Annotated in this window: 26 protein-coding genes, 1 riboswitch and 1 other annotated feature; of the genes, 15 read left to right on the top strand and 11 right to left on the bottom strand. The window is 43.4% G+C overall.

What is annotated here, in order from left to right:
- The first annotated feature begins 21 nt into the window (after nt 1-21).
- The 3 genes from IGJ44_RS05525 to IGJ44_RS05535 all read left to right on the top strand — a co-directional run bounded on the left by IGJ44_RS05525 (nt 22) and on the right by IGJ44_RS05535 (nt 2,452).
- Nucleotides 22-204 (top strand): hypothetical protein, encoded by a 183-nt coding sequence (locus IGJ44_RS05525; RefSeq protein ID WP_369907782.1) that lies wholly within the window; start codon nt 22-24, stop codon nt 202-204.
- Nucleotides 205-436: 232 nt separating this feature from the next.
- Nucleotides 437-538: riboswitch (THF riboswitch) on the top strand.
- A gap of 26 nt (nt 539-564) precedes the next feature.
- Nucleotides 565-1,095 (top strand): folate family ECF transporter S component, encoded by a 531-nt coding sequence (locus IGJ44_RS05530; protein WP_005225551.1) that lies wholly within the window; start codon nt 565-567, stop codon nt 1,093-1,095.
- A gap of 130 nt (nt 1,096-1,225) precedes the next feature.
- Nucleotides 1,226-2,452 (top strand): glycoside hydrolase family 3 protein, encoded by a 1,227-nt coding sequence (locus IGJ44_RS05535; RefSeq protein WP_430606261.1) that lies wholly within the window; start codon nt 1,226-1,228, stop codon nt 2,450-2,452.
- Between the two features lie 72 nt (nt 2,453-2,524).
- On the opposite strand, the gene IGJ44_RS05540 is transcribed toward IGJ44_RS05535, so the two are convergent.
- From IGJ44_RS05540 to IGJ44_RS05585, 10 genes are all read right to left on the bottom strand, one after another.
- Nucleotides 2,525-3,376 (bottom strand): Rgg/GadR/MutR family transcriptional regulator, encoded by an 852-nt coding sequence (locus IGJ44_RS05540; RefSeq protein ID WP_015509338.1) that lies wholly within the window; start codon nt 3,374-3,376, stop codon nt 2,525-2,527.
- A gap of 404 nt (nt 3,377-3,780) precedes the next feature.
- Nucleotides 3,781-3,969 carry a hypothetical protein gene (locus IGJ44_RS05545; RefSeq protein WP_005225554.1) on the bottom strand — a complete coding sequence of 63 codons (189 nt, stop codon included), beginning with the start codon at nt 3,967-3,969 and terminating at the stop codon, nt 3,781-3,783.
- Nucleotides 3,970-4,093: 124 nt separating this feature from the next.
- Nucleotides 4,094-4,252, bottom strand: a complete 159-nt coding sequence (locus tag IGJ44_RS05550; protein WP_167823014.1) for a hypothetical protein — start codon at nt 4,250-4,252, stop codon at nt 4,094-4,096.
- Between the two features lie 213 nt (nt 4,253-4,465).
- A complete protein-coding gene (locus IGJ44_RS05555; RefSeq protein ID WP_167826804.1) occupies nt 4,466-4,888 on the bottom strand; it encodes a VOC family protein in 423 nt (140 codons plus the stop codon).
- Between the two features lie 103 nt (nt 4,889-4,991).
- Nucleotides 4,992-5,576, bottom strand: coding sequence for a hypothetical protein (locus IGJ44_RS05560; protein WP_167826803.1), 585 nt, complete (start codon nt 5,574-5,576; stop codon nt 4,992-4,994).
- 84 nt (nt 5,577-5,660) lie between these two features.
- Nucleotides 5,661-6,170 (bottom strand): YybH family protein, encoded by a 510-nt coding sequence (locus tag IGJ44_RS05565; protein WP_231434972.1) that lies wholly within the window; start codon nt 6,168-6,170, stop codon nt 5,661-5,663.
- Nucleotides 6,113-6,484, bottom strand: coding sequence for a hypothetical protein (locus tag IGJ44_RS05570; protein WP_430606264.1), 372 nt, complete (start codon nt 6,482-6,484; stop codon nt 6,113-6,115). The genes IGJ44_RS05565 and IGJ44_RS05570 overlap by 58 nt, the downstream gene beginning before the upstream one ends.
- A 226-nt stretch (nt 6,485-6,710) precedes the next feature.
- Nucleotides 6,711-7,196 carry a tetratricopeptide repeat protein gene (locus IGJ44_RS05575; protein ID WP_430606265.1) on the bottom strand — a complete coding sequence of 162 codons (486 nt, stop codon included), beginning with the start codon at nt 7,194-7,196 and terminating at the stop codon, nt 6,711-6,713.
- Between the two features lie 57 nt (nt 7,197-7,253).
- Nucleotides 7,254-7,781, bottom strand: coding sequence for a GNAT family N-acetyltransferase (locus IGJ44_RS05580; protein ID WP_430606267.1), 528 nt, complete (start codon nt 7,779-7,781; stop codon nt 7,254-7,256).
- Between the two features lie 24 nt (nt 7,782-7,805).
- A complete protein-coding gene (locus IGJ44_RS05585) occupies nt 7,806-8,018 on the bottom strand; it encodes a hypothetical protein (protein ID WP_005225563.1) in 213 nt (70 codons plus the stop codon).
- 676 nt (nt 8,019-8,694) lie between these two features.
- Nucleotides 8,695-8,748 (top strand) — a sequence feature (sodium ion sensor (DUF1646 type); this cis-regulatory element may regulate processes involved in with the transportation of sodium ions).
- Nucleotides 8,749-8,858: 110 nt separating this feature from the next.
- Between IGJ44_RS05585 and IGJ44_RS05590 the strand changes: the two genes are divergently transcribed.
- From IGJ44_RS05590 to IGJ44_RS05635, 10 genes are all read left to right on the top strand, one after another.
- Nucleotides 8,859-9,191: a hypothetical protein gene (locus IGJ44_RS05590; RefSeq protein ID WP_015509344.1), complete on the top strand. Its 333-nt coding sequence runs from the start codon at nt 8,859-8,861 to the stop codon at nt 9,189-9,191.
- Nucleotides 9,169-11,130, top strand: a complete 1,962-nt coding sequence (locus tag IGJ44_RS05595) for a V-type ATP synthase subunit I (protein WP_167826800.1) — start codon at nt 9,169-9,171, stop codon at nt 11,128-11,130. Before IGJ44_RS05590 ends, IGJ44_RS05595 begins: the two co-directional genes overlap by 23 nt.
- Nucleotides 11,127-11,597 (top strand): V-type ATP synthase subunit K, encoded by a 471-nt coding sequence (locus IGJ44_RS05600; RefSeq protein ID WP_005225567.1) that lies wholly within the window; start codon nt 11,127-11,129, stop codon nt 11,595-11,597. The genes IGJ44_RS05595 and IGJ44_RS05600 overlap by 4 nt, the downstream gene beginning before the upstream one ends.
- A 13-nt stretch (nt 11,598-11,610) precedes the next feature.
- Complete coding sequence (locus tag IGJ44_RS05605) at nt 11,611-12,195, top strand: hypothetical protein (RefSeq protein WP_167826799.1); 585 nt, start codon at nt 11,611-11,613, stop codon at nt 12,193-12,195.
- A gap of 3 nt (nt 12,196-12,198) precedes the next feature.
- On the top strand, nt 12,199-13,185 hold the full coding sequence (locus tag IGJ44_RS05610; protein WP_060793071.1) for a V-type ATPase subunit: 987 nt from the start codon (nt 12,199-12,201) through the stop codon (nt 13,183-13,185).
- On the top strand, nt 13,175-13,483 hold the full coding sequence (locus IGJ44_RS05615; protein ID WP_005225570.1) for a V-type ATP synthase subunit F: 309 nt from the start codon (nt 13,175-13,177) through the stop codon (nt 13,481-13,483). Before IGJ44_RS05610 ends, IGJ44_RS05615 begins: the two co-directional genes overlap by 11 nt.
- 15 nt (nt 13,484-13,498) lie before the next feature.
- Nucleotides 13,499-15,286, top strand: coding sequence for a V-type ATP synthase subunit A (locus IGJ44_RS05620; RefSeq protein ID WP_016608179.1), 1,788 nt, complete (start codon nt 13,499-13,501; stop codon nt 15,284-15,286).
- Nucleotides 15,270-16,667, top strand: a complete 1,398-nt coding sequence (locus IGJ44_RS05625) for a V-type ATP synthase subunit B (protein WP_010747828.1) — start codon at nt 15,270-15,272, stop codon at nt 16,665-16,667. Before IGJ44_RS05620 ends, IGJ44_RS05625 begins: the two co-directional genes overlap by 17 nt.
- Nucleotides 16,648-17,277 (top strand): V-type ATP synthase subunit D, encoded by a 630-nt coding sequence (locus IGJ44_RS05630; RefSeq protein ID WP_010747829.1) that lies wholly within the window; start codon nt 16,648-16,650, stop codon nt 17,275-17,277. Before IGJ44_RS05625 ends, IGJ44_RS05630 begins: the two co-directional genes overlap by 20 nt.
- 79 nt (nt 17,278-17,356) lie before the next feature.
- Entirely contained in the window at nt 17,357-18,733 is a 1,377-nt protein-coding gene (locus IGJ44_RS05635; RefSeq protein WP_121261853.1) for a TrkH family potassium uptake protein, read from the top strand.
- Between the two features lie 43 nt (nt 18,734-18,776).
- Here IGJ44_RS05635 and IGJ44_RS05640 read toward each other — a convergent pair whose 3' ends face one another.
- Nucleotides 18,777-19,433 carry a hypothetical protein gene (locus IGJ44_RS05640; protein WP_430606272.1) on the bottom strand — a complete coding sequence of 219 codons (657 nt, stop codon included), beginning with the start codon at nt 19,431-19,433 and terminating at the stop codon, nt 18,777-18,779.
- 308 nt (nt 19,434-19,741) lie between these two features.
- Here IGJ44_RS05640 and IGJ44_RS05645 point away from each other — a divergent pair, with 308 nt between their 5' ends.
- Nucleotides 19,742-20,113, top strand: a complete 372-nt coding sequence (locus tag IGJ44_RS05645; RefSeq protein WP_010747832.1) for a MarR family winged helix-turn-helix transcriptional regulator — start codon at nt 19,742-19,744, stop codon at nt 20,111-20,113.
- Nucleotides 20,114-20,286: 173 nt separating this feature from the next.
- Nucleotides 20,287-21,399, top strand: coding sequence for an NADH-dependent flavin oxidoreductase (locus tag IGJ44_RS05650; RefSeq protein WP_430606275.1), 1,113 nt, complete (start codon nt 20,287-20,289; stop codon nt 21,397-21,399).
- The last annotated feature ends 75 nt before the right edge of the window (nt 21,400-21,474 follow it).

Raw genomic sequence — 21,474 nt, forward strand, 5'->3', positions numbered from 1 at the left:
TACAAAAAGGAGTGTTTCACCATGGATAACAATCAATTGATTATTGAAGCATTGAACAAATTAGTAACGAATATCAACGAATTGAATGAAGAAATGCATGCCATAAAAGAGGTTACCGCAACAATGACCCATGAGCAGCTTGCTATCGATCATCAATTACGCGACATCAAATCGGTATTGATCAATGACAATCTGATTGGGTAAATTGTCATAAGGCTTGAAAGGAAACAAGAAACAGGAATGAACGCTTTTTTTTGAGAATGTTTCCTGCTCACCTACTGGTGGTAGAAAGATTCACATGAGAAAAGCGTTTTTTTGATGCACAAAAAAAGAAAAGCGAACATTGGCAGATTTTGTACAAGAAAATAAGCAAGAAAAATTGTAGCAGTCCGCGCTTGTATGCTATAGTGTGTCTGGGTAGCAATACCTAAAAAAAATCAGAGTAGGAAATAAAGCGTTAAGTGCTGAAAGGATGGGATGTTGCCTTTCGGACGAAGAACGATCATTCGTTCGCGGTTTTATTTTCGCATTCGCTGCATGAATTTGTAGCAACTCTAAAAGGAGATGCTCGCTATGAAAAGAAAAGTCGATGCACACATGATTGCGGTCATGGGACTTTTGATTGCCTTAATGGTCGTCTTGTCGCAAATCTTGGGGTTTGAAACCTCCTATATCAAAATCACATTTTCCTTTGTACCACAGCTGATCATGGGTATGCTGTTTGGTCCGTTTTGGACAGCAGTTGGCTCCTCATTAGCCGATATCGCAGGAATGGTGATTTTTCCAAAATCAGCCTACTTTTTCGGCTTTACCATCAATGCCTTCGTTGGTGGACTGATTTATGGCTACTTCTTTTATCGGAAAGAAGTCACATTAAAACGAGCGGCGATGGTCGTCTTGTTAAATACACTTTTAATAACCTTGATCTTAACACCGATCTGGTTAGCTATGATGCTGAATATTCCTTTGACAAGCTGGGCGATCTGGTCGGTCCGCTTGCTAAAAGCAGTCATCATGTTCCCGATACAAACTGCGTTGATTTACATCGTAGGGCGTGCGGTACCATATAAACGGCTGATCCGACGGTTCGTTTAACGAGTAAAAAAGAACGATAACATCCATTGAAGTGAATCATCTGCGAATATTTCGTCAGTGGTTCACTTTTTTCTTTCTAAGGATTGGCTTAATCATTCTCAATAACTTGTTTAGAGGGGAAGGGGAACCTATGAATAAAAAAGGACTCGCTATGGGACTGTTTCTTTTCTTGGTCTTAGTAGCAATGGGAGGGATGAAGTGGATGATAGAACAGCAAAAACAGCAAACCGAAGAGCCAGCCATGATCCAGCAAAGCAGCTTGAGGGACGAAACACAGGAAGAAAGCAGGGAAAGTCAGGAACCCACCTCAGTTTCCACGTCAACTTCTGTTTCAACTTCCACGCAAGAACAGCCAGAAGAGGCAATAGCAGAAAAAATCGCCACGATGAGTTTGGAGGAAAAGGTCGGGCAATTGTTTTTTGTGCGTGTGCCAGAAAGCAATCAAATCGAAGAGCTTCAAAAGTATCACTTTGGTGGCTATCTGTTATTCGGCCGTGATACCGAAAATGAGACGGCGGAGAGCTTGAAACAGAAAATTTCAGATTACCAAGCAGCCAGCGCCATTCCGCTGTTGATCGGTATGGATGAAGAAGGGGGCACAGTGACTCGCATCAGCCGCAATCCGAACCTTACGGATCAGCGTTTTCTCTCACCACAACAGCTGTATGCCCAAGGTGGATGGTCAGCGATCGAAGAAGATACAGCAAAGAAAGCGGAAATTTTAAAAGCTTACGGCATCAATGCTGGGCTGTTTCCCGTTGCCGATGTTTCCACTGATCCGCAGTCCTTTATCTACGACAGAACCATTGGCATGGATGCGCAGGGCACGAGTGCGTTTGTAGAACATGTGGTTCATGTTTTACAGAAACACCACGTTGGGTCTACCTTGAAGCATTTTCCTGGCTATGGCAACAATCGTGACTCGCATGTCGAAATCGTCACCGATGACCGCCCGCTATCTGCACTGCGGGAAACGGATTTTCTGCCTTTTGCCGCAGGGATCAAAGCTGGTGCCGACAGTATTTTGGTCGGCCATACGATCGTCAATAGTATCGATAAGACCGTACCCGCCTCTATTTCAAAACCCGTGCATGAGCTGCTGCGAAATGAATTGCATTTTAAAGGGGTCATCATGACGGATGACTTGGATATGGCAGGACTTTCTGAGTTCATTCCGCAAAAAGAAGCCGCATTACAGGCGTTGCAGGCGGGAAATGATCTAGTGATCTCCTCTACCTATCAAGAACAGATTCCTTTTGTGGTACAAGCGGTTGAAGATGGGCGCTATTTAGAAGCTGATTTGAATGCTTCCGTCAAACGGGTCTTGCTCTGGAAAGAAGCATTGCATTTGCTTTAAGAAAAAAATAAACCTGCTGTTTCCTCCGTGTAAGAGAGTCGTTCTCTTACTGAGAGGAAGAAGCAGGTTTTTTTAGATACTCTGAGCCAGTGCCTCTAATTCTTTGGCAAAGGCTTCTTGCCCAATAAAACGCAGATAATCCAGTGCTTTTTCAATCGTGGCCATTCCCAGCATACGATCTCCTTGAAACAAGGCGTAGATGCCTTCGAAATAACGAATCATCAAGCGGATACGATCATTGTCCGGCGGCAGGTGATCGGCCAGATACGTCAGCACATGCGCCAACTCGGCAGGTTTTTTGCGATCGATAAACAAGAAAGCCGCATTCGTCAGCAATTTTGTGTAGATTTGATAATTGATACTTAACGCATTGCTGTAAAAAATTTTTTTATTCAGGTGTTTCATTTGATACAAGATGTACTCGTCAGAAAAGAGGAAGAGCAGATTGGTAAATAAGGAGATTTCAAATTTTCCCCACGTGTCGATGCGTTCCAAGTATTTCTTGATGGTCGCTTCGATGATGCACCGTTCTTCCTCGTCGGTAACCACGCCTTTTTTCTCTAAAATCAAAAAGAATTGACTATACAGGACATAATAGAAGAAATCCTTCGTGGTTTTATACAGCGCTTGGGCTTTGTTAATCAAAGAGAGGACTTCAGAATACTTGCTTTCATAGTAAGCGGTGGTCAACTGTTTGGATAGCTGCTTTTTCTCGCTGACTTGATTGTCATCCAAGCGATACTCAAATTCCTCCAAAGTGACATTTAAGCGGTCCAAATACTGGTGCAAAATATCAAAGGCGATGCGGTGCCCTTTTTGTTCAAAGGTTGCCAGTGTACTGCGTTCTGAAATGTTCTCAACCAATTTTCGCTGTGAGATATTTCGTTCCGTTCGTAACTCTTTTAACAAGTCATTGGCCTTCAAAAAATCCCTCCTAAAAAAAGTGGACGGAAAAATAGTCCAAATATGTTACAGCTTTATTTTGCGGGTAAACTTGAAGAAAGTCAATTAAAGGAGGAGAAATGGATGTTTGATTTTTTTAGTTTTCCCTGGGAAGTTGTAGAACTAATGGCTAACGTTTTTTCTTTCTTCAAATAATCGATCTTTTGTGATTGGTTAGCAATTGATTTTTTAACAGGAAAAAAGTATAAGTGGTTTCACGTAATAAGTTACTGTTCATTCGCGCATTCAAACGCCCTCTCCCCAAACAGCTTACCCTGTCAAGGTGCGTAGGTCTGCCGAATCCCTTTTAAAAAAGGAGCAAACACAACAGCGAGTGATTGCTCTTTTTTTGTTGGTTAAAAAACCTGCATACGGCATCGCAACAGTCAGTTTTGCTTTTTCTTGAACATTGGTTCATTCGGATCAGAATAGTAATCAGGATTGAATTCATCATCGATCGATACCCCGAAAAGAGAGACGAGACTGGGAAGAACCCCAATCACGCCGAGGACGACGGCAACTGGAAGGTAGAACTTTTTGCGCTTGTACCACGGAAGCTGCGATTTCTTTTCCATAGGAACTCCCCCTTTTCGCTTAGTGTAACATGTTCTCAAGTCGGTGTGAATAAATATGATGTTGATAAAATTTCGTTTGGGGAATGTGTATCATTCGTTACACTGATTTAGGAATTGTATAGGATCAGTTGTAGATGATCATGGCAGAATAGCCGTAAAAACTTGGGCGATACTGAATCTCAACAATTTTTAAACCATTATCCTGAATAAAGTCTAAATACTGGTTGACTTTATTCTCAAAGGATTTTTCAGAAAAACCACTTGAAATTATTTTTACGTTCATTACGTCACTCTTTTTATTAAGATAAAACCATTATATATTTGAACAGAATCAAAAACAATGAAAGTATTCAAAATAAATAAACTGTGTTCTTTTTATTTGTTTTATATGAGTAATAATTCTCTTTTGTGTTATAAGAATATATGTATTAGATAGCTGGTAATACAAAGAGAAAAAGAACCGAGTAAGAAAGCCATCCTTCTTACTCGGTTCCTTTTATTGAAAATAATCCTTGGTTTGGTCCATCAAGATTTGAAAGTCTGATTCCATTTTGTCTTTTGCCTCTGTTAGGGTAAACAAATAACCGTTGGGGTCTTTGATGGTCATTTCAAGGGCATTCCACGGCTTTTCCATCAAAGGTTCCACGATCCACTTTTCGGGAATTTTTTGAGCGATATTCCTAAGATCAATTATCGCTACATTCAAAATTGCCCCATCGCCAACAGTGAACGAGTCTGCGGTAATCAGCATCAAATCTTGGTAGTCAGCAAGACGTAGATGGTCCATCGTCACTTGATTTTCTTGATTGCGAAACTGATACAATGACTGGAAACCCAAGATTTCTGCAAACCATTTTGATGATTGTTCAATATCGTTTGTCTTCAATTGATAAAACATTGGCATAACATAAACCTTCATTTTGACACCTCCTCTTGATTAGAGGATACCGCTTGACGCAGCGTCAAAGTCAATAGACAATTTCGTATTGAAGCAAAGCTTGAGAATGGCGTTTTTTTGGCACTTAAGTCAAGGAAAAATGGGCAATAATTGTTTGACCCACTTCATCAGGTGATAAGTGGGTATTGTTGATTTTCAGCGAAGGAATCGTTGGAAAAAGGGTAGCTAATTCCTGTGGCAGGCTTTCTAAACGATAGTTTTCAAACGAAGACAAAAGCTCGTTTCTAGAAAAATCCAGCGCTCTTTTTGACGGCTTTGCGGCTAAACGGTCCTCATGGCAATTGCGCTTTAAGCGTTCCTCAATATCAGCCACTAGTTCGATAAAATAGACCTTTTGCTGGGCATTGGTAAATAGTTGGGCGATCTCTTGTAAAAAAGCTAAATCTCCCGCTTGATCGAAACCAATCAAGACCGTAAAAATGATTGATTTTGTCGTATTATTGGCTTCATTTTGAACAAAGGCTTTGAAGAGCTCGATCCGTGTTTGATTAGACAAAGCGAATGCTGCGGGGCTATAGCCAAGAAAGTTCGCAAAAAGATCAATGGTCTGGTGATTGAATAAAAGCTTTGCATCCAATCGTTTTTCCAGTTCTTTGCCCACAGTCATTTTCCCTGCGGCTTGTGCGCCAATCAAGACGATCAATGACATCACAACACATCCTTTTTATCAATCGTAACAAAGGTGGTTTGCAATGTAAATCAGTTCTTGTGATCATTTAAATCATGACGTAGGCTAGGGGGTAACTGAGGAGCTTAAGTGTTCGTGGACCAAAACCCAGTTTCCTTCGATCTTTTCAAAAATATTCGTGGCTCTACCCGAGCCTTCAATAAATTCTTCATTCAGAAAACCTTCATAGTGATACGTATAAAGACAGACTGCGGATTGAGCAGATTTGTGGAGCCATTGTACATCTGAAATATGATAATGTTCGTCTTTGATTAAGTCCCAAGCATTCTCAAAATATTGGCAAATTTCCATAGGTGTTCGACAGGTTGCATCAGAAAAGTAATAGATCGCCTGTTTTCCAAGGAATGGCTGAACTTGACGAAAATCGTGGGTATTGGTTGCTTGAATATAACCTTCAAGAGCTTGTTCCGGTGTGTGGATACGCGCACTTCCTTTCGCAAATAGATAAGGATAGTGTATCAAGGAAACCGAAAACTGTGAACCCTTCTTCTCACTGACTATGTAAATAAGAAACGTCGGAACTTCTCCGACAAAGGGAAGAAAACCATGCAGCACAAAAGCACAGTCTGGAACAACAAAATGACTAGTAGATTGATCATTTCAAATCGTGAATAAAGATAGAAGTGGATCAGCCACTCGAAGACATTGACAAAGACTAAATAAAGGTAGTGCGCTTTTTTGACCTTGCAGTTTTTTAACCAATAATAGCTTAAGTAATAATCTAGCAAGATCATCAATAATAGAAAAAGTTTACTGAAAGCCGTCAGATTGTCATGCTGCGAGGCGAGTTTTTGAAAAAACAACAAAAGGGTTGGTGTCGGAATATAAATGATCAATAAGGATAGGAAAAAATAGACAATAAAGGGCATAGTCATTCCTCCAATCTGTTATTAAAAAAACATAGATAAACTAACAGATTTATTGAGAGCCGTCAACTGGTTTTTTATCGAAAAATTCGATAATGATGGGTAGCGTTGCTTGGAGGAAAAGGTTCAAAGGACAGTCGGTGGTAGCAAAGGATGATCGCGAGATATCCAAAAGAAAGACTCCCTTTTACGAGAAAAGGGAGCGGAGGAGTTGCTTCATAGGGTATATTTATGCCCATGTCTCATTGAGTTTATCCGCATAAAACAAAAGTGCATGTCGGTAAGACTGGATGTCTGGATCGCTAGAGGTTTCGGCAAGCAGGGTCAATAATCGTTTAGTGGCTTGCTCATACTCGGCGAGATTAAACAGTGTCATGGCATAGAAGGTTTGCAAAGCATGATTTTTTGGAAACTGCTTCATCGCTTGTAAAAACACGTCTTCGGCTTTTTGATAATTGCCGAGGGCACGATAGGTGCTGCCTAGACCTAGGTAGGCATCTGGCAAGTCGTTTTCTGATAAACCTAACGCGATTGCTTGTTCATAATAAGGAATTGCCTGTTGTTCTTCCCCTAAAAGATCATAGCTCCAAGCCGTTTGGTACTGCACAAAGGCATCTTGGGGATTTTCGGCAGCTAATTGAATCAATTGTTCATTTGATTGTTGGAGTTTTTTTTCAGTCCGCAGTTGGATCGCAGCAGCTACTCGTTCATTCATTGGTTGGAAGCTCCTTTTCAAATAGTAGAAAATGACTTAGATAACTTGCAAGCTTAGCTAAGGAGAAAGATCAGCCCAGCTTTCACCTGCAAAAGAAAAACCGCATGCTTCATACAGCTTGTAGGCTGGCTGGTTTTCAACCGTCACTACCAAGTAAAGGTGAATGAGTCCCATGCCTTTTGCTCGTTGGATCACTTCCTTCATCAGCAGCTTGGATAAGCCGTTGCCTTTAAAGGCTGCGTCCATAACGACAAATAATAGCAGGGGAAGCTCTTGAAACGTGCTGGTTACTACGGCACCGATAGGATGATCATCCTTTTGTAACTGAAAAGAAAGCTCTGGAATCAAGGGACCGTATTTTCCGTCAGCGGTCTCTCTCAGCTCTCTTTGCCAGTCAGCAAGCGATTCCCCTTCGTCATCTGTCGTTTCATGATAGGCGGAATAAAAAAGCTCTGCGACACTTCGAGAATTCGGGAGAAAAGGCTCAAAAGAAAGGGCGGATTCTTGTAAAGCTTTGGGGGCATGTTGTAAGTCACAAGCCATAATGATTCGTTTCATAGAAGCACTCCTCTCTGCTCGTTTCATTTATTATAGCAGAGCCAAGCTTTTTCACGCTCGTTTTTTTCTAATAAAAGCCCAGATCCAACGAATTCCTTCGTAGATTGCAGTGAAGACAGCTACCAGAAACAAAAACGACATGTAGTGGATCAAAAAAGCGAGCTGAAACCATAAGCCATAGACCATCGGCAGGACGACAAGCAAACAAAGAACCAATTCGATGTTTCGCTTTCTTCTAATTTGAAACCAACGTTCATCTGACATCCTTTTTTCCTCCTGTTCATTCTTTACACACACACTTCATTAAATATCCATTTTTATATAAAATAATCGATAGAATTTCGATATTTTGATTAAAAAAACTAGAAAACTGATTTATTTTTTGGTAATCTTGAAGATAAGATTAGAAATAGCTGTTGTTTTTTATTTTGACTGATTTTCCCACGAAAGACAAGGTGAGCGCAATGGAAAGAAAACCGATGTATTTAAAAAATGGGCTTCCTTTAACAATGGAACCAGGTAAAATATACACATGCCTTTATCGAGGCGGTTATTTCATTTGTGAAGAAAAGGGCCAACCGCTGCCACCGATAAAAAGAGAAGCGAAATAAGCGAACTTCTCACTTAAGATTTGTCAGGGATCGAATGGGTTGTTGGAACTGTTATCTCCTTTTGGGTACCAATCAAATGATGTCTAGCATTTTCAAAAAATCTCAACGTTCTTCATTCATACCATTCTAAGTCTTAAATTGATTTTGACCGATTTCAATTTAGTAAGAACAATCCGATCCCTGGCAAATGTTAGGTGGAAAGTTGGGTAGGTAGCAAGTGAATCAGTAATAGGTGAAAAACACTTTTTTCTCACAAAAGATGATTTCACTTGAATAGAACGTCGTTTTTTGCTATAATAGTTCAGGAATTGAAAAATAAAATAGACAAAGGTTGAGCATTTTTTATGCTTCAAGGATCAGGTTTGCCAAGGGGTGAGGCAAACATTCTTGGAGGAATGCTGGCCTTTTTTCATATCAGCATACTTCTTCGTGAGGTATGCTTTTTTTGTTTATTTTTCAGTTGAGAATACAAATCATTATAGGAGGGGAATCGATGAGAGAAGCTTTGACTCGTTTACGAGAAGCAGAAGAAGCCAATGAACAGCAATTGCGCGCTTTGAAAAAAGAATTGCAGTCGGAAGAAGCGCAGCAGCAACAAGCATTGCAAGAGCGATCAGCCGCTTTAGAAGAGGCGCTTGCTCAAGAACAAGCAACAATCGAAGAGCAGTTGCAACAGTCACTAGCAGCACAAAAGCAGCAGCTGGCAAAAGAGAATCAGCAAGTGTTAGATCGTTACCAAAAAAATATGCAAAGCTTCCAAGAGCAAGCGGTTCAACAGATCGTTGAAGGAGTGATCGGGACTTATGGCAGTAACCAAACTAAATAAACTAACGTTGATCACCCCGAAGCACTACCAAGAAAGGTTATTGACGAAGCTGCAAACGATGCAGTTTGTTGAAATCGAGAACGTATTTGAGCAGGAAGCGAACGAAACTTGGCTGCGGGAATTTTTTGCAGGAGCCACCCCAGAAGGTGCTTCTCATCAACCAATGATTCGTCGATTGCAAGAAGCGATCCGCTTTATTCGCCAAAATGGTGATGCGAAAAAAGGCACAGAATGGCAACGAGATGCCTTGCGGCTGTCGGACTTTGAAACAAGCTTCGATGAAGCAGCAGCATTAACAGAGCTGGTTGAAGTCGAGAATTTGCAGGAGCGCTGGGTAGAGACGATCGAAGCGATCGAAGCAGCGACGCAGTCGGAAGAATGGGCGACACAATGGCAAAATCTTGACGTACCCTTGGAGATCGAAGCGCCTGCACATACAAGTTTTTTTGCTGGGAGTGTCGAAGGCCCACGCTGGGAAGATCTAGCTGAAGCCTTGCGTCAATTGGAAGAGGTTCATATCGAAGTGATCTATTCTGAACCCAAAAAAGTCAATTTCAGCTGCCTGTTTTTAACAGCGATCGAAGAGCAAGTGTTCCAATTGTTTCACCGATATGGGGTGAAGAAAGAAACTGGCCTGACATCCGAATCACCAAAAGTGGTTTTGCAAAATACGAAACAAGCCTTGACTTCCTTGACGCAGCAGCGCAAAGAACTGATTACAGAAATCAGTCAGCACAAACAACGGCTGATCCTGCTGCAGCAAGCGGAAGAACTGTTTTTGACTCGTGAGAATCGGGCAATGATGCAACAGCGCTTAGCAGCTGGTCAGACCTTTGCCCTCTTGCGCGGCTGGATCGAAGAAAAGGATCAGCCGTTAGTGGCGGAAATGGTCCAAGAATCCTTTGCCAACGAGATTTACTATTCATTTGAAGAACCCACTGCAGAGGAGATCGCTGCCAATCAAGTGCCAACGAAACTAAAAAACGCCTCGTTTATTCAACCCTTTGAAATGTTGACGGAAATGTACAGCCTGCCAAAATACGATGAGATCGATCCAACCCCATGGATGACGCCCTTTTACTATGTTTTCTTTGGTATGATGGTGGCTGACTTAGGTTATGGTGCATTAATGGCTGTCGCGACCACGATTGGGCTACACGCCTTGCGTTTGCCCAAAGGGACCAAACGGTTTCTGAAATTGTTCCAGATTTTGTCTGTGCCAACTATGATTTGGGGCGCAATCTACGGCTCCTTCTTTGGTGCTACATTGCCCTTCCAACTTTTATCGCCCTCCGAAGATTTTATGGCGATCTTTGGTCTATCCATGATTTTTGGTGGCATCCAACTGTTTACAGGCCTTTATTTAGCAGCCAAAGAAAATATCCGCAAAAAGGATCTTTTAGGTGCAGTCAACGAAGGCTTTGCATGGCTAGGACTTTTGAGTGGTCTTTTAGTGGCAGCCGCAGGCAATCTTTTGATCGATGTCCCAGCACTAACAACCGTCGGCTTGATTTTAGCAGGCTTTAGTGCCTTATTGATCATCGTGGTACCGATTCTGAAAGGGAAAACCAAAGTGGGCGGCTTCTTTTTAGGCTTGTATGACTTGTACGGTGTGACCAGTTACATCGGCGACTTTGTCAGCTATAGCCGCTTGATGGCATTAGGGATCTCTGGTGGGAGTATCGCAGCAGCCTTCAACTTATTGGTGGGCTATTTGCCGCCAGCCGCTCGTTTTTCTGTAGGCATTCTCTTATTGGTTGTCCTACAAGCTTTAAACATCTTTTTATCGTTACTGAGTGCGTATGTGCATGCCGCTCGTTTACAATATGTAGAGTTTTTCGGGAAATTTTTCATTGGTGGGGGGCGCCAATTTGAAACCTTTAAGCCAAGTGAGAAATACGTTGATTTTGATAAAGAAAATGGAGGAGACAATAAATGATTGATTACTTAATTAATAATAATGGTGGTATGGTGTTTGCAATTATCGGAATGGGGATCGCTACGATCTTTTCTGGGATCGGTTCAGCCAAAGGGGTGGGCCAAACTGGTGAAGCAGCGGCAGCCTTAACGACGAATCAGCCGGAGAAGTTTGGACAAGCCTTGATTTTACAATTGCTTCCCGGAACGCAAGGACTATACGGATTCGTTATTGCGTTTATGATCTATGGTAGCTTAAGTGGTGAAATGTCGACAGTGACTGGTATGGCGTACTTGATGGCCTCACTGCCAGTTGCCTTTACTGGCTTATTCTCAGGAATGGCCCAAGGGAAGGTCGCTGCAGCTGGGATTCAAATTTTAGCGAAGAAACCAGAGCATTTCTTTAAAGGGGTCATGTTCTCAGTAATGGTTGAGATGTATGCCATCTTAGGCTTTGTTATTTCTTTCTTACTTTTAGGAACGATTTAAAGGGGGCGAAGGTATGGATGCAATCGACAAAATGATTGCTGAACTAGACCAAGAAGCGCAGATAAAACGGGAACGTTTGGCTGCCGCTGAACGTGCTAGGATCAGTGAAACGATGGCACGTGACTGGGCGAAAAAAGAGTCGGACTTGCAGCTTCGTGCCCAGCAAGCAAAAAAGCAAGCCGAAAAAAATTATCAGCAAGCGCTGAATCGCCAAGCAAGTGCCGCTAAGCAGCAGCAAATGGTGAAACAAAACGAATACCTGACACAACTTTTTGAGCAAGCGTATCAACAAATGGTTGCCTGGACGCCAGAAGAGCTGCAGTCATTTGCTGAAAATGTGCTGCAACAGCTGCCGATCAGCGGGACGGTGACCTTCCACGCTGGTCCTGAGCAAGCAGCCCATCTAGATGCCGCTTGGCTTACGTCTTGTCAATCAAAACTACCGTATCAAATCAAAGCAGGCGCACCATTGTCAGAAGCAGGCTTTTTGGTGGATGACAACGGCATTCAATACAATTTTACCTATCAGGTTTTGCTTGATGAATACAAGAAAGAAACCCGGGAACGGTGGTTGCAGATCATACAACAAGGAGGTTGATCCATGAGGAACTATCATCAATTGAATCCAATCATTCGGCTGAAAGAGATGACGTTGCTAAAGCCGCAAGAAGTGGAACAAATGATTGCGGCAAAAGGGTTTGCTGAAGTCGAAGCTGTCTTGCAGCAGACCCATTATCAACGCTATTTAAAGCCAGATTTTCATGAACGATTCGAAACCTATCTCGATGAAGAATTGTTAAAGACGATCAAAGAATTGGCCGAGCTGGTTCCTGATCAAGAGATCCTCCGACTGTATATGATGCCTTTTACTTTCCATAATCTAAAAGTCTTGACCAAAGAGTCAGTCACTGGAAAAGATTATGATCATCTACTGATCGAAGATGGTTTTTACACGATCGATGAGTGTCGGACCGCCATCAAAACGGGAACCTCAGAGGTATTGCCTGAGAAAATCGTGACTACGATTCAAGAGGTGCGGGAGTACTTAGAAGGCGGCGCCGTGCTGCAAGGCATCGATATTATTTACGATCGCCGGTATTTACATGAACAACGGCGACTGGCAGATGAAATCAAGATCCCTGAGCTACAAGAAGCTGTCATCAAGATGATCGATCTGACCAATATAACGATTGCCGCTCGTTGTGTACTTCAAAAACGATCGCGCAGTTTTATGGAGGCAGTCTTAGTGAGTGTCGGTAGTATCCCGAAAGAAGAATTTTTAGCGTTTGCGGATGCGTCCTATAGTGACTTTTTAGCCTTCTTATTAGAAAGTGATTATCAGGAAGTGTTGCGGCCTTTGATTCATGAACAGGTGATCGACTTTGCTGGCTTGGCACTTTTGCAAGACAATTTGATCACAGAAAGCTATGGCCAAGCCCAAACGGATGCTTTAGGACCACTGCCTTTACTCGCATTTTTGAATGCTAAGGTTTTGGAACTGCAAAATCTGCGTATCTTGCTAGTAGGCAAACGCAGTGGCTTTACGGAAGAACAACTCAGAGAAAGGATGCGGCACTATGACTCATAAAATCGGCGTAATCGGCGAGAAAGAATCCGTCATTCCTTTTCAACTATTTGGCTTTCAGGTCTGCTATGCCTCGGAAGAAAAAGAAGTGAAGCAGGCGCTGGCAAAATTAATGAAGAACAGTACGATCATCTACCTGACTGAAAAATGTGCCGAGCTGATTCCCGATGAATTAGCAAAAGTCCAACAAAAAATGACACCTGCAGTCATCTTGATTCCTGATTATGATGGTTCCCGAGGAATCGGCAAGCGAATGATTCAAGAAAATGTCGAAAAAGCAGTTGGACAAAACATACTATAGAGAGGAGCCGATGTTGTGGAAAAAGGAACAATTATTAAAGTATCTGGTCCATTGGTGCTAGCCAAAAATATGGGCCATGCAAGTTTAGAAGATATCTGTTATGTAGGAGATTTAGGCGTGGTCGGTGAGATCATCGAAATGCGCGGCGACGTCGCTTCGATCCAAGTCTATGAAGAAACGTCTGGGATCGGACCAGGTGAACCAGTCGAAACCACCGGTGAACCGCTATCCGTCGAATTGGCGCCTGGGATCATGTCACAAATGTTTGATGGTATCCAACGTCCCTTAGAAACCTTCATGTCTGTCACCCAAAGCAACTTCTTGACGCGTGGGGTGCAATTGCCTGCGTTGGATCATGAGAAAAAGTGGCCCTTTGTACCGACAGTAGAAGTCGGCGCAGTAGTCAGTACCGGGATGGTCATCGGCACCGTGCAAGAAACACCGTTGATCAATCACAAGATCATGGTTCCTCATGGCGTTTCAGGAACAGTCAAGGCTGTTTATGCGGGGGAATTTACCATCGATGAAACGATTTATGTTTTAGATACACCCAAAGGAGAACGGTCTTTCACAATGCTGCAAAAATGGCCCGTTCGTCATAGCCGACCAGTAAAGCAAAAACTGAATCCAGTCGAACCAATGATTACTGGCCAGCGAGTGATCGACACCTTCTTTCCAATCGCTAAGGGCGGGGCGTCAGCCGTTCCAGGACCTTTTGGTGCAGGGAAAACTGTCGTTCAGCACCAAATCGCCAAATGGGCGGATGTCGATCTGGTCGTCTATGTCGGCTGCGGCGAACGCGGCAATGAAATGACCGATGTAATGAACGAGTTTCCAGAGTTGATCGACCCTCGTAGTGGTGAATCTTTAATGGCGAGAACCGTGTTGATCGCTAACACCTCCAATATGCCGGTAGCCGCTCGGGAAGCGTCGATTTATACTGGGATCACGATTGCGGAATACTTCCGAGACATGGGGTATTCAGTGGCGATCATGGCGGATTCCACCTCACGTTGGGCAGAAGCACTGCGAGAAATGTCTGGTCGTCTGGAAGAAATGCCTGGGGATGAAGGGTATCCAGCTTACTTAGGCAGCCGCTTGGCAGAGTATTATGAGCGTTCTGGAAAAGCGATTTGCTTAGGTTCTGATCAAGAAGGCAGTATCACTGCCATCAGCGCCGTTTCACCATCAGGCGGCGATATTTCAGAACCAGTTACCCAAAATACATTGCGGGTCGTAAAAGTCTTTTGGGGCTTAGATGCCACTTTAGCGCAAAAGCGTCATTTTCCATCGATCGATTGGTTGAAGAGCTATTCATTATACGAAAACGAATTGGGTGCCTTTTTGGACCAACAAATGCAAGTAGATTGGTCCAAACAAGTAACAGAAGCCATGCGGATGCTGCAAAAAGAATCTGAGTTGTCAGAGATCGTTCGACTTGTCGGCATCGACGCTTTGTCCGAAAAAGATCAGTTATTGCTGGAAACCACCAAATCATTGAGAGAAGATTTCTTGCAGCAAAACGCTTTTGACGACGTAGATACGTTTACCTCTCGTGAAAAGCAGTTCAAAATGCTGGAAACGATCTTGCTGCTCCACAAAGAAGCGGAAGATGCGTTGACACTAGGTGCGTACCTTTCAGAAATCTATGCAGGAACCGAAGAATTGCGAGACAAAGTGGCACGTATGAAGTACCTGCCTGAAACGGAATTAGCAAAAATTCCTGCTTTGCATCAAGAGATCAAAGCAACGATGAAAGAAATTTTACAGAAAGGAGACCGCACCGATGATCAAGGAATATAAAACGATTGGAGAAGTCGTCGGACCATTGATGGCCGTCGATCGCGTCTCCGGTGTCAAATACGAAGAGTTGATCGAAGTCCGCATGCAAAACGGCGAAACGCGGCAAGGACAAGTACTGGAGATCCAAGAAGACAAAGCGTTGGTCCAAATTTTTGAAGGAACCGGCGGGATCAATTTGCGGGAATCTGCGGTGCGTTTCTTAGGACATCCTTTGGAATTAGGCGTTTCCGAGCAAATGATCGGGCGAGTTTTTGACGGTTTAGGTCGGGTCAAAGATGGCGGAGTAGAGATCGTCCCAGAAAAATTTATGGACATCAACGGCGAAGTGATCAATCCAGCAGCGCGGGATTATCCTGATGAGTTTATTCAAACGGGGATCTCATCGATCGACCACTTGAATACGCTCGTTCGGGGACAAAAGCTGCCGATTTTTTCTGGTTCTGGTCTGCCTCATAAAGAATTGGCTTCGCAAATTGCGCGTCAAGCACAAGTGTTGAACTCGGAAGACGATTTCGCTGTTGTGTTTGCTGGCATCGGGATCACCTTTGAAGAAGCAGAATATTTCATGGAAGATTTTCGTCAAACTGGCGCCATCGACCATTCTGTCGTCTTTATGAATCTAGCCAATGACCCAGCGATCGAGCGGATCGCTACTCCCCGAATGGCACTGACGGCAGCCGAATACTTGGCTTATGAAAAGGGCATGCATGTCTTGGTGATCATGACAGATATGACCAACTACTGTGAAGCTTTGCGGGAGATCTCCTCTGCTCGTCGTGAAGTGCCAGGACGTCGGGGCTATCCTGGGTATCTTTATACCAATCTATCCACGTTATATGAACGTGCGGGACGGATTCGCGGCTTGAAAGGTTCAGTGACCCAGCTACCGATTTTGACCATGCCAGAAGATGACAAAACCCATCCGATTCCCGATTTGACCGGCTATATCACCGAAGGACAAATCATCTTGTCTCGTGATTTGTATAAAAACGGCATCCAGCCACCCATCGATGTCTTGCCGTCATTGTCACGGTTAAAAGATAAAGGGACCGGTGAAGGAAAAACCCGTAAAGACCATGCCGCAACGATGAACCAGTTGTTTTCTGCCTATGCTCAAGGAAAGCAAGCCAAGGAATTGGCAGTTGTTTTAGGAGAATCGGCATTGTCGGAAGTAGATAAAACCTATGCCAAATTTGCGGAACGCTTCGAAAATGAATACTTGAACCAAGGGTATCGCACCAACCGTTCGATTATCGAAACCTTGGAATTAGGGTGGGAATTATTGGCGATGCTGCCAAAAGTCGAGCTGAAGCGGATCAGCGATGCCCTACTGGCGGAATACTTACCGGGAGAGGAGAACAATGGCGCAAAAAACCGTTAATCCAACCCGCATGGAGCTGTCGCGCCTCAGCAAACAATTGGCGACAGCCAAACGCGGACACAAATTATTAAAAGACAAACAAGACGAACTCATGCGTCAATTTATTGAATTGATCAAAAAGAATGACCGCTTGCGTAAAGAAGTCGAAGAACAATTGCAGCGTGCCATGAAGGCATTTCGCTTAGCCAATGCCACGATCAATGAAAAATACATTGAAGAAATGTTTATTTTACCAGCAACTGAAGTCTCCCTTGAATTGTCCACGAAAAACATCATGAGTGTGGAAGTGCCAGTGATGCATTTTGATTACGACGATACGGTGATGCAAGCGCCGATCGAGTACGGCTTTTTGAATTCCAATGTTCCGTTAGATAATGCTGTCGCCCGTTTTACTGACGTCATGCCGAAGCTGTTGGAGCTAACGGAAATCGAAAAGACCTGTCAATTGATGGCAGGGGAAATCGAACGGACGCGCCGACGCGTCAATGCCCTAGAATATTTGACGATTCCCGAGCTGGAAGAAGCCATTTATGGAATCAAAATGCGGCTGGAAGAAAATGAACGAGCAAACGTAACAAGAATGATCAAAGTGAAGAATAAATCAAAATAAAATGGTATGATAAGAGAAAAAAACAAATGCAATAAACTTGGATTACTAAGACATTGGTTTTTGCAAAAGGTCAAAGGAAATGAAAATGAAAAAAAGAAATCGTTTGAAAAAAAAGCTGGCATCGCAACGCTTTTTGATTCCGCAGATCGTCACACTGGTCTTCGTTTTGCTGATATTGGCAGGAACTGGCTTGCTGATGCTGCCGGCTGTCACCCAAAGTGGTGAAGGCACCAACTTTTTAGATGCGCTGTTTACTGCCACATCGGCTGTTTGCGTGACGGGTCTTTCGACCTTGACCGTAGCCGATCATTACAACCTGTGGGGCCAAGGGATCTTGCTGATGCTGATTGAGATCGGTGGGATCGGCTTCATGTCGATTCCCGTCTTCTTTTACATCTTGGCGAGAAAAAGAGTCCATCTTAGTACTCGGATGATTTTGCGGGAATCATTGAATCTGGACCGAATGTCTGGAGAAATCCATTTGGCATGGTACCTGATTCGGATCGCCTTTTTGATCCAAGTCAGTGGGATCATCTTGCTGGCTTTTGCATTCGTGCCCCGTTTTGGTTGGGAGCAAGGCCTTTGGTACAGTGTTTTTCATGCGATCTCGGCCTTTTGTAATGCTGGGTTTGATTTGTTCGGCAACAGCATGGTAGGGTTTCAAAACGACCCATTTGTGCTGGGGGTCGTCAGTTTCTTGATCATCGCAGGTGGTCTGGGGTTTCTCGTTTGGTTCGATCTCCTGCATACGGCGTCCAAAAAAAGGTCCCTGCATAGCCGCTTGGCATGGATCGCTATGATCGTTTTGGTGGTTTTTGGAACGGCAGGGTTCTTTTTGACCGAAGCCAATTCACAGTTGATCACGGGTGACTCGGTCATCGAACGTTTTTTCCAATACCTCTTCTTAGCGGTCACCCCAAGAACCGCTGGATTTTTCAGTATTGATTACGGACAAATGAGTCAAGCAGGCCTGATGCTGACGATGATTTTAATGTATATCGGCGGCACCTCTGGATCAACTGCTGGGGGATTGAAGACAACGACATTTGCGGTCTTGATCATCAAGATCCGCAGCTTATTGAAAGGGCGCAGTCGAGCGGAAGTTTTTGGTCGCACGATCAAAGAATCTGCTGTATCGCGTGCCTTTACGTTGTTCTTTCTTACCTTGACGTTATGCTTCGTAGCGATTTTCTTATTGTCGATCACTGAGCGTATGCCGCAAACCCCAAACTTTGGGTTGCCAACCATTGCCTTTGAAGTTTTTTCCGCTTTTGGAACGGTGGGATTGACCATGGGGTTGACGCCTTACTTGTCGGTTTTTGGCAAACTTTTGATCATTTTTTTGATGTTCATTGGTCGAGTCGGCATCATGACCGTTGCTTTTTCATTGATGAAAAAAGCCAACAAACAAGAAGCTGGCTATAAATATCCTGATGAAACCGTGATGATCGGGTAACGAAACAGGGAAACGAAGCGTGCTTCGTTTCCCTGTTTTTCGTTTATTGAAGTACTTCTAACATCACATCTCGTTGGTCATCGCTGACATTTCCCGCATAGTTCGGCGTGATCAAAGATAGACCACCCTCCTTATTTGTAAATAGGTACAGGTTTTGGTTAAAATCAGGATTGCTATTGGGTGTGATCTCTTTTGCAAAGGTCAACTGGGTATTCACTTTTACTGTACGAATCCTATTGTCATTTGCTGAAAAGATGCGAATCTCCTTTGTCGCGATCGTATCGACTTGTGCTTCATAACTAATTCTGTCGGGAATCGAAATGATCATTGGAGTCGTATTTTGAATCGTGACAGTATCTGGTACATTGAAACGGTTGAAGTGAAAAGTCAGTGTAGGGCCATATTGGGAAAGATCAACGGCATATGGAAACTCGTTGGAAGCTGAGCTTGCTGTCGTTTGCATTGTGTCAGAGTGGTCCGTCGATTGCTGGCTTGTGGTCGAAGTTTTTGAAGTAGAGGTTGACGCTAAGGAGCTGCTTTCAGTCGTTTGCGTCGACGTACTTTGTTTGCTTTCAGTAGACACACGACTCTGGCTTAGCTCGCTGGTTGACTGAGCAGTATCTTTTTCGTTGTTACAACCTGTCAAAAGCCCCAAACTGACGAGTGTTAGTGCCCCAATCAAAGAAAATGTTTTTTTCATCGTTTGCTTCATCCTTTCCTTAGAATATTAGAACATCTAAAACAAGCAAATTATTGTGTCGGAATGCACAATTTTGCTGATATAGTGCTTAAATATTCTTTGGTGTTAAAGCTATTGTAGTATAGAATATTGAGAAAGAACAGGAAGTTTTTGCTGAATTTTTCGTCAATTCTATCATAAAACATTCATGAACGCCCGCAGTAGCTGGCTAATTTTGTATAATAAAGTGTTAGCCTTTTCTGGCGACTTGCGTAACGCAGGGATCTAGATTAAAATACCTTGGTATAGAAGAATGGGTGGTGAAGAGGATGGAAAAAGAACGGATGGGGCAATGGTTAGCCTTTACGAATCAGCATCAAGCGATCGAGGCTCGTTTGGAGCAAGCCCTCAAAGCAGAAAGCAATCTGTCTTTGAATGAGTATTACGTGCTTTATTACTTAGAAAAGACCCCCAATCATAGCATGCGCCTCAATGATTTGATCGCCCATTTTGATCTTAGTCAAAGTGCGATGTCACGTATGATCATGCGCATGGAAGACAAGCTGTGCGGTGTGATCGAACGGCATTCTTGTCAAGATGATAAGCGGGGAATCTATATTGATTTGACCCAATCAGGTGAAAAGAAACTGCAGCGTTCAAAAGTCGTTTTTGAAAAAGTCTTGGAGGAAATGCTGGACTAATGATGTTTTTCACTTGTTTTCTCCTTGATTCTTTTGTAATATAGATGCATGTGCATGTATATTTTTGATAAAAAGAAAAAAGATGCACCGATTTGTTTTAAGGATCTCCTTGGGCAACTAAGCCAGTCAGATCTACAAAGCGAAATGAATCCAGTGGAAAAGGTGGGAAACCCATGCGAAATGTAACAGACAAAGCAACATTTAAGCGCGGATTACAGTTGAAAAATCGAATCATTATGGCACCAATGACGACCAAGATGTCCTTCTTTGATGGGGTGATTACGAAAGATGAGTTGGCTTACTATGGTTTACGCTCTGGGGAAGTCGGAGCAGTCATCACAGCGGCAGCCAATGTCCAAGAAGATGGCAAGGGCTGGGAAGGGGAATTAGGCGCTTATGACGATGCCTTTTTACCTGGATTAAGCAAATTAGCCAGCACCATCAAAACAAATGGGACCAAAGCCATTTTACAGATTTTTCATGCCGGTCGGATGACGGATGACTCAGTTCTACGAGGCACACAACCCATATCCGCCAGCGCGGTTGCAGCTGAACGACCAAATGCCCAAGTTCCTCGGGAAGTTACGGTGGATGAGATATTAGCGATTATTGAAAACTTTAAAAAAGCTACCGAACGGGCGATCAAGGCGGGGTTTGATGGTGTAGAACTCCACGGAGCCAATACGTATTTGATCCAACAATTCTTTTCTCCTCACTCAAATCGTCGGTCCGATGAATGGGGTGGCTCACTAGAGAACCGTTATCGTTTTATTGAGAAGCTCGTCGATGAAGTATTGGAAACAGTAGACCAATCAGGTGTGAAGGAGTTTATCGTCGGTTATCGGTTTTCACCGGAAGAATTCGAAGAACCAGGGATTCGCTTTGAAGATACGTTGTTCTTAGTGGACCAACTGGCAGAAAAAGGATTAGACTATCTGCACATTTCTCTTGCGGATTATACCCGTAAATCGATTTCAAAAGCGTATCAAGAAAAATCGATGTTGGCGTATGTCTATGAAAAAATCGCTCAGCGGGTTCCTTTGATTGGTGTAGGGGATGTCCGAACGTCGAAAGATGCCGCGGGCTTGCTAGAACATGCAGACTTTGTAGCAGTGGGCCGGGCATTGTTGATCGATCCTCATTGGGGACAAAAAGTCTTAGACGGTCAAGATGAGTTGATCCGCACCACGGTTTCTCCTTACGAACGTGAGGAACTCGTATTACAAAACGGCGTTTGGGGTTTTATGGAAAACATGATGCCAGATCGCCTAAATGAAGAAAAATAAGCAGACAACCACCTTTGCCTTGGGCGAAGGTGGTTTTTTGGTAAAACGAGAGGAACGATCCGATTATTTTCAATT

Source organism: Enterococcus sp. DIV1368d (assembly GCF_050542975.1).
GTDB classification, from domain to species: domain Bacteria; phylum Bacillota; class Bacilli; order Lactobacillales; family Enterococcaceae; genus Enterococcus_D; species Enterococcus_D casseliflavus.

Excerpts from the sequence above, each read along its gene's own strand:
- IGJ44_RS05635 (WP_121261853.1), top strand. The coding sequence starts at position 17,357 with ATGAAAATGAAAAAAAGAAATCGTTTGAAAAAAAAGCTGGCATCGCAA.
- IGJ44_RS05570 (WP_430606264.1), bottom strand. The coding sequence starts at position 6,484 with ATGCCCTTTATTGTCTATTTTTTCCTATCCTTATTGATCATTTATATT.
- IGJ44_RS05585 (WP_005225563.1), bottom strand. The coding sequence starts at position 8,018 with ATGTCAGATGAACGTTGGTTTCAAATTAGAAGAAAGCGAAACATCGAA.
- IGJ44_RS05625 (WP_010747828.1), top strand. The coding sequence starts at position 15,270 with ATGATCAAGGAATATAAAACGATTGGAGAAGTCGTCGGACCATTGATG.
- IGJ44_RS05630 (WP_010747829.1), top strand. The coding sequence starts at position 16,648 with ATGGCGCAAAAAACCGTTAATCCAACCCGCATGGAGCTGTCGCGCCTC.
- IGJ44_RS05530 (WP_005225551.1), top strand. The coding sequence starts at position 565 with ATGCTCGCTATGAAAAGAAAAGTCGATGCACACATGATTGCGGTCATG.
- IGJ44_RS05580 (WP_430606267.1), bottom strand. The coding sequence starts at position 7,781 with ATGAAACGAGCAGAGAGGAGTGCTTCTATGAAACGAATCATTATGGCT.
- IGJ44_RS05590 (WP_015509344.1), top strand. The coding sequence starts at position 8,859 with ATGAGAGAAGCTTTGACTCGTTTACGAGAAGCAGAAGAAGCCAATGAA.
- IGJ44_RS05650 (WP_430606275.1), top strand. The coding sequence starts at position 20,287 with ATGCGAAATGTAACAGACAAAGCAACATTTAAGCGCGGATTACAGTTG.
- IGJ44_RS05545 (WP_005225554.1), bottom strand. The coding sequence starts at position 3,969 with ATGGAAAAGAAATCGCAGCTTCCGTGGTACAAGCGCAAAAAGTTCTAC.
- IGJ44_RS05600 (WP_005225567.1), top strand. The coding sequence starts at position 11,127 with ATGATTGATTACTTAATTAATAATAATGGTGGTATGGTGTTTGCAATT.
- IGJ44_RS05640 (WP_430606272.1), bottom strand. The coding sequence starts at position 19,433 with ATGAAAAAAACATTTTCTTTGATTGGGGCACTAACACTCGTCAGTTTG.
- IGJ44_RS05575 (WP_430606265.1), bottom strand. The coding sequence starts at position 7,196 with ATGAATGAACGAGTAGCTGCTGCGATCCAACTGCGGACTGAAAAAAAA.
- IGJ44_RS05560 (WP_167826803.1), bottom strand. The coding sequence starts at position 5,576 with ATGTCATTGATCGTCTTGATTGGCGCACAAGCCGCAGGGAAAATGACT.
- IGJ44_RS05550 (WP_167823014.1), bottom strand. The coding sequence starts at position 4,252 with ATGAACGTAAAAATAATTTCAAGTGGTTTTTCTGAAAAATCCTTTGAG.
- IGJ44_RS05595 (WP_167826800.1), top strand. The coding sequence starts at position 9,169 with ATGGCAGTAACCAAACTAAATAAACTAACGTTGATCACCCCGAAGCAC.
- IGJ44_RS05645 (WP_010747832.1), top strand. The coding sequence starts at position 19,742 with ATGGAAAAAGAACGGATGGGGCAATGGTTAGCCTTTACGAATCAGCAT.
- IGJ44_RS05615 (WP_005225570.1), top strand. The coding sequence starts at position 13,175 with ATGACTCATAAAATCGGCGTAATCGGCGAGAAAGAATCCGTCATTCCT.
- IGJ44_RS05605 (WP_167826799.1), top strand. The coding sequence starts at position 11,611 with ATGGATGCAATCGACAAAATGATTGCTGAACTAGACCAAGAAGCGCAG.
- IGJ44_RS05535 (WP_430606261.1), top strand. The coding sequence starts at position 1,226 with ATGAATAAAAAAGGACTCGCTATGGGACTGTTTCTTTTCTTGGTCTTA.
- IGJ44_RS05610 (WP_060793071.1), top strand. The coding sequence starts at position 12,199 with ATGAGGAACTATCATCAATTGAATCCAATCATTCGGCTGAAAGAGATG.
- IGJ44_RS05555 (WP_167826804.1), bottom strand. The coding sequence starts at position 4,888 with ATGAAGGTTTATGTTATGCCAATGTTTTATCAATTGAAGACAAACGAT.
- IGJ44_RS05525 (WP_369907782.1), top strand. The coding sequence starts at position 22 with ATGGATAACAATCAATTGATTATTGAAGCATTGAACAAATTAGTAACG.